9 protein-coding genes are annotated in these 11,978 nt (G+C 61.9%); all 9 read left to right on the top strand.

Annotated elements, in window-relative coordinates; all coding sequences use genetic code 11:
• Nucleotides 1-402: 402 nt before the first annotated feature.
• A complete protein-coding gene (locus tag HWY05_RS16395; protein ID WP_176058944.1) occupies nt 403-1,569 on the top strand; it encodes an ABC transporter substrate-binding protein in 1,167 nt (388 codons plus the stop codon).
• 435 nt (nt 1,570-2,004) lie between these two features.
• Entirely contained in the window at nt 2,005-3,165 is a 1,161-nt protein-coding gene (locus HWY05_RS16390) for an ABC transporter substrate-binding protein (RefSeq protein ID WP_035554335.1), read from the top strand.
• A 199-nt stretch (nt 3,166-3,364) separates the two neighbouring features.
• A complete protein-coding gene (locus HWY05_RS16385; RefSeq protein WP_176058943.1) occupies nt 3,365-4,420 on the top strand; it encodes a branched-chain amino acid ABC transporter permease in 1,056 nt (351 codons plus the stop codon).
• A gap of 4 nt (nt 4,421-4,424) precedes the next feature.
• Nucleotides 4,425-6,209, top strand: coding sequence for a branched-chain amino acid ABC transporter ATP-binding protein/permease (locus HWY05_RS16380; RefSeq protein ID WP_051980646.1), 1,785 nt, complete (start codon nt 4,425-4,427; stop codon nt 6,207-6,209).
• A gap of 11 nt (nt 6,210-6,220) precedes the next feature.
• Nucleotides 6,221-6,973, top strand: coding sequence for an ABC transporter ATP-binding protein (locus HWY05_RS16375; RefSeq protein WP_176058942.1), 753 nt, complete (start codon nt 6,221-6,223; stop codon nt 6,971-6,973).
• Between the two features lie 174 nt (nt 6,974-7,147).
• Complete coding sequence (gene mnmG, locus HWY05_RS16370; RefSeq protein ID WP_035554342.1) at nt 7,148-9,106, top strand: tRNA uridine-5-carboxymethylaminomethyl(34) synthesis enzyme MnmG; 1,959 nt, start codon at nt 7,148-7,150, stop codon at nt 9,104-9,106.
• Nucleotides 9,103-9,786, top strand: coding sequence for a 16S rRNA (guanine(527)-N(7))-methyltransferase RsmG (gene rsmG, locus HWY05_RS16365; protein WP_035554344.1), 684 nt, complete (start codon nt 9,103-9,105; stop codon nt 9,784-9,786). Before mnmG ends, rsmG begins: the two co-directional genes overlap by 4 nt.
• A 104-nt stretch (nt 9,787-9,890) precedes the next feature.
• Complete coding sequence (locus HWY05_RS16360; protein WP_035554346.1) at nt 9,891-10,682, top strand: ParA family protein; 792 nt, start codon at nt 9,891-9,893, stop codon at nt 10,680-10,682.
• Nucleotides 10,683-10,700: 18 nt separating this feature from the next.
• Entirely contained in the window at nt 10,701-11,591 is an 891-nt protein-coding gene (locus HWY05_RS16355; protein WP_035554348.1) for a ParB/RepB/Spo0J family partition protein, read from the top strand.
• The last annotated feature ends 387 nt before the right edge of the window (nt 11,592-11,978 follow it).

The following is an 11,978-nucleotide window of genomic DNA, read 5'->3' as shown; positions in this document are numbered from 1 at the left end:
CAGTGCGGCAGTGCACCACTAGGGTAATTGCTAGTTGTAGTACACCATGTGCTCGTTTAATCTTCATGCAGTTCTGATGCACCACGAATTTTGCAGGTGGAGAACGAGGAGACAATGAGGCACTCAGTGCCCAGACGAAAGCGCTGTTGGATTGATATCCAGCAGCGCTTTTTATTTGTGCTTTCGGAATGGCACGACACCAATTGCGTGCCAATTTCCCGGCCCTTTTTTATTCCCTTAGCCATTCCATTTCCGCACGCCGTTTCCCTGCAAAACGCTTGCAGCGCGGGGCTGCGCTCCGCTACACTCGCTATTCACCGACCGCTGGGTCGGGATTAAATCCGCGGAATGGAATTCGCGGATTTAACCTCAAATGAATAACGGGGTAGACAGAGGAGCGGGATGAAGTCGGCATTGCGTTGGATAAGCGCGGCATTAGTCGCCACCGGGGTATCCGCAGCATGGAGCGGTATTGCATTCGCGGACGTGAAAATCGGCGTGACGGTATCGGCAACCGGCCCGGCTGCGTCACTCGGTATTCCGGAGAAAAACACGATCGCGCTGCTGCCTAAAGAGGTAGCCGGCCAGAAAATCGATTACATCGTGCTCGACGACGCGACCGACTCGACCCAGGCGGTCAAGAACGCCCGCAAGCTCACCAGCGAAGACCACGTCGACGCGCTGATCGGTTCGACCGTCGTGCCGAATTCGCTCGCCATGATCGACGTCGCCGCTGAAAGCACCACGCCAATGATCTCCATGGCCGCCGCGGCGAGCATCGTCGAGCCGATGGACGCAAAGCGCGCATGGGTCTTCAAGACGCCGCAGAACGATATCCTGATGGCCACCGCGATCGCGCAGCATATGTCGAATCACGGCGTGAAGACGGTCGCGTTCATCGGCTTCTCCGACGCTTACGGCGAGAGCTGGTTCAAGGAATTTGGCAAAGCCGCCGAGCTGGCCAAAATCAAGATCGTCGCGAACGAACGCTTCGCGCGCAGCGACGCGTCGGTAACCGGGCAGGTGCTGAAGATCATGTCGCAGAACCCGGACGCGGTGCTGATCGCGGGTGCGGGTACGCCGGCCGCGTTGCCGCAGAAAACCTTCAAGGAACGCGGTTACAAGGGCAAGCTCTATCAGACGCACGGCGTCGCAAATAACGACTTCCTGCGCGTGTGCGGCAAGGATTGCGAAGGCACGTATCTGCCCGCCGGCCCGTTGCTGGTTGCCGAACAGTTGCCCGATTCGAATCCGGTGAAGAAGACGGCGCTGACCTATAAACGCGCCTATGAAACCGCTTACGGCGTCGGCTCGGTGTCGACCTTCGGCGGCCACGCGTGGGACGCCGGTTTGCTGCTGCAACGCGCGATTCCGCTGGCGCTGAAGAAGGGACAGCCGGGCACGCCCGCGTTCCGCGAGGCGCTGCGTGCGGCGCTTGAAAGCACGAAAGACATGCCCGCGTCGCACGGCATCTTCAACATGAGCGCAAACGACCACTCTGGCCTCGACCAGCGGGCGCGCGTGATGGTGGAGATTGTCGGCGGCAAGTGGAAGTTGGCCGGCGACTGAGCGAGGGCGAAGCGATACGGAACCCCATTCAAAAAGACGCGTGCAGTTGACGCGTCTTTTTTATTGGCCGTTTCACGTGAAGTCGCGCGACGTCGCGTGAAAAAGTGTGGTGTCGCGGCTTCAGGACAAACCCGTATTGGGCCCGCAGCCGCTTGACCGTCGATGATGCAGAACGCAATACTACTAACATGTTAGTGTTTTGCTCGCGACAAATCGCAGCACTAAATCGCGACGAAGATCGCGAGAAAATCAGCATGGGAATCGCAGCAGTCCGCAGTCGTGGCACGCAGCAGGGAAGTGGCACCAACGGTGGAGGCAACTCGCGTCGAGCAGGGAAAACCATGCTTGGCATGCCCGAACCCTATAACTAGATTCAGACACCCGGCCCGTGAGCCGGATTACAGATACGCGCTTCAAAGCGTTTGGAGACTGGCAATGAAAAAGACAAATCAATGGGTACGTACCGGCATCGCGATGGCGCTCATGTGCGGCGCGGGCGCCGCGTTCGCGCAGGTGAAAATCGGCGTGACGCTGTCCACCACGGGGCCGGCTGCATCGCTCGGCATTCCCGAGAAGAACACGATCGCGCTGCTGCCCAAGGAGATCGGCGGCAAGACGGTGCAGTACATCGTTCTGGATGACGCGTCCGACACCGGCAAAGCTGTGCAGAACACGCGCAAGCTGATCGACGAAGACCACGTCGACGCCATCATCGGCTCGACCGTCACGCCGAACTCGCTCGCCATGCTCGATCCCGCTGCGGAAGGCAAGACGCCGGTGATCTCGCTGGCGGCGTCGGCGGCGATCATTTCGCCGATGGATGCGAAGCGCGCGTGGGCCTTTAAACCGCCGCAAAACGACAGCCTGATGGCCGACGCTATTGCCGACTATATGGAACGTCACGGCGTGAAGACGGTGGGTTTCATCGGCTTCGCGGACGCGTATGGCGACGGTTGGAACAACGTCTTCACGGCGGCCGCCGCGGCACACCATCTGAAGATCGTCTCCAACGAGCGCTTTAACCGCACCGACGCATCGGTGACCGGTCAGGTGCTGAAGACCATGGGCGCGAACCCTGACGCGGTGCTGATCGCGGGCGCGGGCACGCCGTCGGCGCTGCCGGCCAAGACGCTCAAGGAGCGCGGCTACAAGGGCAAGGTCTATCAGACGCACGGCGTCGCCAACAACGACTTCCTGCGCGTGTGCGGCAAGGATTGCGAAGGCGAATTCCTGCCGGCCGGCCCGATCCTGGTTGCCGATCAGTTGCCGGATTCGAATCCGGTGAAGAAGTCGTCGGAAGCTTATAAGACGGCTTACGAGAAGGCCTATGGCGCGGGTTCGGTGGCAACCTTCGGCGGTCACGCCTGGGACGCCGGCCAGATGCTGCAAGCGGCGATTCCGGTCGCGTTGAAGACCGCTCAGCCGGGCACGGAAGCGTTCCGCGTGGCACTGCGCGGCGCGCTGGAAAACATCAAGGAACTGCCGGTGTCGCACGGCATCATGAACACCACGCCGACCGACCACAACGGCCTCGACAAACGCGCACGCGTGATCGTGGAGATCGTCGACGGCAAGTGGAAGCTGCAGAACGACTAATAACAAAAGCGGTACGCGCCTCTCGCGCAATGTGCGGCCTATGACGCCGCATTGCCATTCTGGTCGATGAGAATGGCATCGATCGCCGCGCCGTGTCCCGGCGCGGCGGTCGCCTTTTCAGACTTGCAGGTCGCTGGCCGCTACGGCGCCGCCACGACTGTTTCCCGGTTTCGATTTCGACGCTTCAGGACGAGGAAGTATGGATCTATCAATTGCGGCGATCCTCGCGCAGGACGGCATCACCACCGGCGCGATCTACGCGCTGCTCGCGCTTGCGCTGGTGCTGGTGTTCTCCGTGACGCGGGTGATTTTTATCCCGCAGGGGGAGTTTGTTTCGTACGGCGCGCTCACGCTCGCCGCGTTGCAGACACAAAAATTTCCGGCCACCTGCTGGCTGCTGATGGCGATGGGCGCGGCGTGTTTCGTCGTCGAAGTCGCGGGTCTGGTGCGGCATGCCGAGCGACGTCGGCACGCGGCGCGCACGCTGGTGACGCTGGTCAGCAAATATCTGCTGTTCCCGATCGCGGTGTACGCGGTGACGCAAGGTCTTTTCCTGCATCCGCTGCCCATGCTCGCGCAGATCGCGTTGACGCTGCTGATCGTGATTCCGATGGGACCGTTCGTCTACCGGTTGGCGTATGAGCCGATCGCGGAGGCGAGCACGCTGCTGCTGTTGATCGTGGCGGTGGCGGTGCACTTCGCGATGGTCGGCGTCGGGCTCGTGATGTTCGGTGCGGAAGGCTCGCGGACCACGGCGTTTTCCGACGCGACGTACAACCTGGGCAGTCTGTCGATCTCCGGACAGAGCTTGTGGGTGATCGGCACCGCTGCAGTGTTGATCGGTGCGCTGTATCTGTACTTCGACCGCACGATCTCGGGTAAGGCGTTGCGTGCAACCTCAGTGAACCGGCTCGGTGCGCGGCTCGTCGGCATCGGCACAACGCAGGCAGGACGCCTCGCCTTCACGCTGGCTGCGGGGCTCGGTGCGCTGTGCGGCATCCTCGTTGCGCCCTTGACCACCATCTACTACGACTCGGGCTTCCTGATGGGTCTGAAGGGCTTCGTGGGCGCGATTATCGGCGGACTCGTCAGCTATCCGCTGGCGGCTGCCGGCGCGATCCTGGTCGGCTTGCTGGAATCGTATTCGTCGTTCTGGGCGAGTGCTTATAAGGAAGTGATCGTGTTCACACTGATCATCCCGGTGCTGCTCTGGCGAAGTCTGGCCAGTCCGCACAGCGAAGAGGACGAGGAGTGACGCGATGAAACGGATCATGCAAAACAAGTTCTTCTGGTTGTTCCTCGTGGTGCTGTTCGCGCTGCCGGTGTTGCCGCATCCGATTCACGTGCCCGAGTACTGGGTGACGCTGCTCAACTACATCGGTCTGTATTCGATCGTCGCGATCGGCCTCGTGCTGCTGACCGGTATCGGCGGCATGACGAGTTTCGGGCAGGCGGCGTTCGTCGGGATCGGCGCCTATGCAACCGCCTATCTGACGACCACGTATGGCGTGTCGCCGTGGCTCGCGTTGATCGCGGGTGTGATCGTGACGGCGCTGATCGCGCTGATGCTGGGTCTGGTGACGATGCGTCTGTCCGGGCACTTTCTGCCGCTCGGTACGATTGCGTGGGGCCTGGCGCTGTTCTACCTGTTCGGCAATCTGGACATGCTCGGCAAGTACGACGGCATCAACGGGATTCCGGTGCTGAATGTTTTTGGCATCAACCTGGAGTCCGGCCGCCATATCTATTACCTGATCTGGGTCGTCGTGCTCGGCGCGGTGATCTCTGTTCAAAATCTGCTTAATAGCCGGCCGGGGCGGGCGATTCGCGCGTTGCGCGGCGGCGGCATGATGGCCGAGGCGATGGGCGTCAATACGGCCTGGATGCGCGTGGTGATTTTCGTCTACGCGGCGGTGCTGGCGTCGATCTCGGGCTTTCTGTACGCCCACCTGCAACGCGCGGTGAATCCGACGCCGTTCGGTTTGAATCACGGCATCGAGTTTCTGTTCATGGCCGTGGTGGGGGGCGTGTCGCACGTATGGGGCGCGGTGCTCGGCGCGGCGATCCTGACCGTGTTGCAGGACTATCTGCAAACCCTGCTGCCGAAGCTGCTCGGCGAAAACGGCAACTTCGAAGTGATCGTGTTCGGCATCCTGATGGTGCTGCTGCTGCAATACGCTCGACAAGGTGTCTGGCCGTTCGTCGCGCGCTTTTTCCCACGCGGGCCGCGTGCGCATCTGGCGGAACATGCGGAGCCGTTGCCGCAACGCAGCAAACCGACGGCGGGTGAGAACCTGCTGACGGTGAACAAGGCACGCAAGCAGTTCGGCGGTCTGGTCGCGGTGAACGACGTCAGTTTCGAGGTCAAAGCGGGGCAGATCATCGGGTTGATCGGCCCGAACGGTGCGGGCAAGTCGACGACGTTCAATCTCGTGACCGGCGTGCTGCAAGCCACCAGCGGCGAGATTACGTTCCGCGGCGAGCGCATCGATTCGCTGAGTTCACGTGAAATCGTCAAGCGCGGGATCGGCCGCACTTTCCAGCACGTCAAGCTGCTGCCGGGGATGACGGTGCTGGAGAACGTCGCGATCGGCGCGCATCTGCGCGGTCAGGCGGGCGTCTGGCGCAGCATCGCACGCTTGAACGGCGCGGAAGAAGCGCGCTTGATGGCGGAGGCCGCGCGTCAGATCCGCCGGGTCGGGCTCGAGCAGCATATGTACGACGAGGCGGGCAGCTTGGCGTTGGGGCAGCAGCGGATTCTGGAAATCGCCCGCGCGTTGTGCTGCGACCCGACCTTGCTGCTGCTGGACGAGCCGGCGGCCGGGCTGCGTTATCAGGAAAAGCTGCAACTCGCCGACCTGCTGCGCCGGCTGAAGGCCGAGGGCATGAGTGTGCTGCTGGTCGAGCACGATATGGATTTTGTGATGAATCTCACCGATCGTCTGGTGGTGATGGAGTTCGGCACGCGGATCGCGGAAGGTTTGCCACAGGAAGTCCAGCAAGACCCGGCCGTGCTTGAAGCTTATCTGGGTGGGGTGGAGTGATGGAAAACACGATGAATGCTGCGGGTCCCATTCTGGACGTGAGTGGTCTGTCGGTTCGCTACGGTAAGGTCGAGGCGCTGTACGGCGCGGCGATCAAAGTGCGGCCGGGGCAGATCGTCTCGGTGATCGGCCCGAACGGCGCGGGCAAGTCGACGTTGCTGAACGCGATCATGGGCGCACTGCCCACTACGGGTCATGCGAAAGGAACCGTTCTCTATCAAGGTGAGGATGTGAGCGCGGTGCCGGTCGAAAAGCGCGTCGCGCGCGGCATGTGTCTGGTGCCGGAGAAGCGCGAGCTGTTTGCGTCGATGACCGTGGAAGACAACCTCGTGCTCGGCGCGTACCGTCGCAAGCGGGCAGGGGAGCGCAACTTCCTCGATCAGCTCGAGCCGGTGTTCGCACTCTTTCCGCGGCTGAAGGAGCGTCGGCAGCAAGCGGCCGGCACGTTGTCCGGCGGTGAGCGGCAGATGCTGGCAGTCGGCCGGGCGCTGATGGGCAAACCCGATCTGCTGATGCTGGACGAGCCGAGCCTCGGTCTCGCGCCGCTGATCGTGAAGGAAATTTTTCACATCATTAGCGCGCTGCGTCAGACGGGCGTGGCGACGCTATTGATCGAGCAGAACGCGCGCGCGGCGCTGCAGATTTCCGACTACGGCTATGTACTTGAAACCGGAGAACTGGCACTGGAAGGTCCGGCGGCGGACCTGGCGCAGAATCCACGCGTGATCGAAACGTACCTCGGGCTGGCGAAAAAGGTGGCCTAGTTTTTCGTTTTTCGCCGACCGTGGATGTCTGAAGCGGTGTGTTTCACGTGAAACACACCGTTTTTTTTATGGGCTGACCAATCGGGCGAAATTCGGGCCTAAACCGAACCCGTTATAATTCGCTCATACATTTTCCTTTGAAGGCTCACGCGACGATCTGGCGTGAGATCCGCGATGCTCTTTCCCACAGAATTTGACGTAATCGTCGTCGGCGGCGGCCATGCCGGCACCGAGGCCGCATTGGCTTCGGCGCGCATGGGCAACACCACGCTCCTGCTGACCCACAACATCGAAACCCTCGGCCAGATGAGCTGCAATCCGTCGATTGGCGGCATTGGCAAAGGCCATCTGGTTAAGGAAGTCGATGCGCTCGGCGGTGCGATGGCGGCCGCGACGGACGAGGGCGGTATCCAGTTCCGCATCCTCAATTCGTCGAAAGGACCGGCTGTTCGGGCGACGCGCGCCCAGGCCGACCGTCTGCTGTACAAGCAGGCGATCCGGCATCGGCTGGAGAATCAGCCGAACTTGTGGCTGTTCCAGCAGGCAGTTGACGATCTGATGGTGGAGGGTGATCGCGTGGTCGGCGCGGTGACGCAAGTGGGGATTCAGTTCCGCGCGCGCGCTGTTGTGCTGACGGCGGGGACGTTCCTCGACGGCAAGATTCACGTGGGTTTGAACAACTACACCGGCGGCCGTGCTGGCGATCCAGCTTCGGTGTCGTTGTCCGCGCGCCTGAAGGAATTGAAGCTGCCGCAAGGGCGCCTCAAGACCGGGACGCCGCCGCGAATCGACGGCCGCACGATCGATTTTTCGAAGCTCGAAGAGCAGCCGGGCGATCTGGATCCGGTACCGGTGTTCTCGTTTCTCGGGCGGGTTGAGCAGCATCCGCGGCAGGTGCCGTGCTGGGTCACACATACGAATGAGCGGACGCACGACATCATCCGCGGCGGCCTTGATCGTTCGCCGATGTACACGGGCGTGATCGAGGGAGTCGGGCCGCGCTATTGCCCGTCGATCGAGGACAAGATTCATCGGTTTGCGTCGAAGGAATCGCATCAGATTTTCCTGGAACCGGAAGGGCTAACGACCAACGAGTTCTACCCGAACGGGATTTCGACGAGCCTGCCGTTCGACGTGCAGCTTGAGTTGGTGCGTTCGATGCGCGGTTTGGAGCACGCGCACATCCTGCGCCCCGGCTACGCGATTGAGTACGACTACTTCGATCCGCGTGGGCTGAAGGCGTCGCTGGAAACGAAGGTGATCAACGGCCTGTTCTTCGCGGGACAGATCAACGGCACGACCGGCTATGAAGAAGCCGCGGCGCAAGGCCTGCTGGCCGGTATCAACGCGGGTCTGTTCGTTCAGGGCAAGGAGGCGTGGTGCCCGCGTCGCGATCAGGCTTACCTTGGTGTGCTGGTCGACGATCTGGTCACGCGTGGCGTGTCGGAGCCGTATCGCATGTTCACGAGCCGCGCCGAGTATCGCCTGAGCCTGCGTGAAGACAATGCCGATATGCGGTTGACCGAGATTGGCCGCGAGCTTGGCGTGGTCGACGACGTCCGTTGGGACGCGTTCAGCCGCAAGCGTGATGCTGTTTCACGTGAAACAGAGCGTCTTCGCACGACGTGGGTGAATCCTAAGACGTTATCGGCCGACGAAGCGACCGCGCTGCTCGGCAAGCCGATCGACCATGAGTACAGCCTGGCTGATCTGCTGCGTCGTCCGGGTGTCTCGTACGACGGCGTGTGCGGCCTGCGTGCGGGTGCCTGCGCCGCGCCGGAGATCCTCGCGGAAGACGACGTGCTGCTCGCCCAGATCAAGGAACAGATCGAGATTGCGATCAAGTACCAGGGCTATATCGATCGCCAGGCTGGCGAGATCGAACGTAATGAGGCGCACGAAAGCACGCGCTTGCCGGATGCATTGGACTACGCGGAAGTGCGCGGGCTGTCGTTCGAGGCGCGCCAGAAGTTGACGCAATTCCGTCCTGAAACCATCGGTCAGGCATCGCGCATCTCCGGTATCACGCCGGCGGCGATCTCGTTGCTGATGGTTCATCTGAAGCGCGGCTTGGGGCGTCGTTCGACGAAACCCGCCGAACCCGGCACCGACAGCACGCCGGTGACGCAATGACGGTAAGCCAGAAGGGAAGCGGTCGGGAAGCGTTGGCGCCGTTGCTGGAAGAGGGCGTCCGCGAACTCGGCCTCAAGTTGAGCGATGCCCAGCTTGGCAAGCTGCTCGACTACGTCGCGTTACTGTCGAAGTGGAATGCCGTCTACAACCTGACGGCCATCCGCGATCCGCGGCAGATGCTGATCCAGCACATTCTCGATTCGCTTTCGATCGTGCCGCATCTGGCGCCACGCGGTCCGTCGTCGGTGCTCGACGTCGGCTCGGGCGGCGGTTTGCCGGGTATCGTGCTGGCGATCGTTTTGCCTGAATGGACTGTGACCGTGAACGACATCGTTCATAAAAAAACGGCGTTTCAGTCGCAGGCTAAGGCCGAACTGGGTTTGGCCAATCTGTCGGTGGTGACCGGCCGCGTCGAGACGTTGCAGCCGGGCGCCGAAGTACCCGCAAAGTTCGATGTAATCGTCTCGCGCGCATTCGCAGAGCTCTCGGATTTCGTTACACTGGCCCGTCATCTGGTGGCGGAGCAGGGCGCGATCTGGGCGATGAAAGGCGTGCGTCCGGAAGGCGAGATCGAGCGTTTGCCTGCCGGCGCCCACGTGGAACAGATCGTCCGGCTGAATGTGCCGTCGCTCGACGCCGAACGGCATCTGATCAAGGTTCGGGTGGATTCGGCCAACTGACGGCCGCAGCTTCGTGGGCTGCTGGCCACTAGCCGGTAGACGCGCCCCGTACCAGCAGCAAGCTTTATTTACTTCATCCAGGCAGCAAAAGGGACACACCAACGATGGCAAAAATCTTCTGCGTTGCGAACCAGAAAGGCGGCGTCGGCAAGACGACGACCACAGTCAATCTGGCCGCGAGCTTGGCAGCGCAGGGACAGCGTGTCCTTCTCATCGACCTGGACCCGCAGGGTAACGCCACGATGGGCAGCGGCATCGACAAGGCCGCCTGCGCGAATACGGTCTACGAAGTGCTCGTGGATGGCGTCGCGGTGACCGACGCGCGAGTACGGCCCGAAGCGGTCGGCTACGACGTGCTGCCGGCGAATCGCGAACTCGCCGGTGCCGAAGTCGAGCTGGTCAGCGTTCAGAACCGTGAGCGTCAGTTGAAGAACGCGCTTGCCGCGGTCGAAGGCGAATACGATTTCGTGCTGATCGATTGCCCGCCGGCTTTGTCGCTGCTGACGCTCAATGGTCTGTGCGCCGCACACGGCGTCGTGATTCCGATGCAGTGCGAGTACTTCGCGCTCGAAGGTCTGTCCGATCTGGTGAACACCATCAAGCAGGTGCACGCCAACCTGAACCGTGATCTGAAGGTGATCGGCCTGTTGCGCGTCATGTTCGATCCGCGCATCACATTGCAGCAGCAAGTCTCCGATCAACTGAAAGAGCATTTCGGCGACAAGGTATTCGACGTGGTGATCCCGCGCAACGTGCGTCTGGCCGAAGCGCCCAGCTACGGTCTGCCGGGCGTGGTGTTCGACCGCGCATCGCGCGGCGCGCAGGCGTACGTGCAGTTCGGCGCGGAAATGATTGAGCGGGTGCGCGCGTTGAATGACGCGCCCCAGGCATCCTAAGCGGATCGAGGAAGCACGATGAACGCAGTAGCGAGAAAGAAGGGATTGGGTCGCGGCCTTGAAGCACTGCTGGGTGGCAGCGCGGATATCACCGAGGCCGTTGCCATTGAAGGCGCGCCGAACGTGCTGCCGCTTAGCAAGATGCAGGCGGGCAAGTATCAGCCGCGTACACGCATGGACGAAGGCGCGTTGCAGGAGCTGGCGGCGAGCATTCGCGCTCAGGGTTTGATGCAACCGATTCTGGTGCGTCCCGTGTCCGCGGACAAATACGAGATCATCGCCGGCGAACGGCGTTTCCGCGCGGCGCGGCTTGCCGGACTGAGCGAAGTGCCGGTGCTCGTCAGGGACGTGCCGGATCAGGCCGCCGCGGCGATGGCGCTGATCGAGAACATTCAGCGCGAAGATCTGAATCCGCTGGAAGAGGCGCAGGGCATCCAGCGCCTGCTCGATGAGTTTAATTTCACGCACGAGCAGGCGGCGGAGTCGGTGGGGCGTTCGCGCAGTGCGGTGTCGAATCTGCTGCGCCTGCTCAATCTGGCGTCGCCGGTACAGACCATGCTGCTCGCCGGCGATCTCGACATGGGCCATGCGCGCGCGCTACTGGCCGTGGATGCCGCGACGCAGATCACGCTGGCCAATCAGGTCGTCAATAAGCGCATGTCGGTGCGTGAGACCGAGAAGCTGGTCACGACGACCACCAAGGCCGCGCCGGCAGTGAAGGCGCGCGCGAATCCGGACGGCGGTCGCGACACGCGGCGGCTCGAGGAAGAGCTGTCCGATTTGCTGGCGGCGACGGTGAAGATCAAACTCGGCCGACGCGGGCGAGGGCAGGTGCTGGTCGACTTCGGCGATCTGGATGCGCTGGAAGGTATTCTGGTGCGCTTGCGCGGTAACGCTGCGGCTGTTTGATTGGCGAACTGAAGTAGGGCGCTTGCGACGGATCGGGGTGAGATTTCGATCGCAAGCTACTTCTTGGCGCGTTGCAGGTTATCAGCTGCGACGGAGTGGGGCCAAGCGATGCAAGCCTGCGGCGTTGATTGAGCCGCCGCTTGGCGATCAGAGCGTGCTGGAATCCTAACTAAATCCTGTGTCGAATAATCAGGATTCCAGATGTACGCGGCTTGGCCTGAACAGCTAACGCGATCTACGAAGCCGACTGCCTACCCAACGCCGCCCCGCCTGTCCACCCGCGCGCGCAAAAATCGGCGTTTGTTGCATTTTCGAGACGACCGTTACAGCGTTAAAAGGCCGTTTGCGCGGGCGCAAATTGATGCGATTCAATGCGCATGTTTTGCT

This window comes from Paraburkholderia sp. BCC1876 (assembly GCF_902833695.1).
GTDB lineage: Bacteria > Pseudomonadota > Gammaproteobacteria > Burkholderiales > Burkholderiaceae > Paraburkholderia.
The sequence above is the reverse complement of the archived record's forward strand: the minus strand, read 5'-3'. Positions and strand labels throughout refer to the sequence as shown.

Coding starts and splice junctions, on each gene's coding strand:
- rsmG (WP_035554344.1), top strand. CDS start 9,103: ATGACGGTAAGCCAGAAGGGAAGCGGTCGGGAAGCGTTGGCGCCGTTG.
- HWY05_RS16360 (WP_035554346.1), top strand. CDS start 9,891: ATGGCAAAAATCTTCTGCGTTGCGAACCAGAAAGGCGGCGTCGGCAAG.
- HWY05_RS16380 (WP_051980646.1), top strand. CDS start 4,425: ATGAAACGGATCATGCAAAACAAGTTCTTCTGGTTGTTCCTCGTGGTG.
- HWY05_RS16390 (WP_035554335.1), top strand. CDS start 2,005: ATGAAAAAGACAAATCAATGGGTACGTACCGGCATCGCGATGGCGCTC.
- HWY05_RS16375 (WP_176058942.1), top strand. CDS start 6,221: ATGAATGCTGCGGGTCCCATTCTGGACGTGAGTGGTCTGTCGGTTCGC.
- HWY05_RS16395 (WP_176058944.1), top strand. CDS start 403: ATGAAGTCGGCATTGCGTTGGATAAGCGCGGCATTAGTCGCCACCGGG.
- HWY05_RS16355 (WP_035554348.1), top strand. CDS start 10,701: ATGAACGCAGTAGCGAGAAAGAAGGGATTGGGTCGCGGCCTTGAAGCA.
- mnmG (WP_035554342.1), top strand. CDS start 7,148: ATGCTCTTTCCCACAGAATTTGACGTAATCGTCGTCGGCGGCGGCCAT.
- HWY05_RS16385 (WP_176058943.1), top strand. CDS start 3,365: ATGGATCTATCAATTGCGGCGATCCTCGCGCAGGACGGCATCACCACC.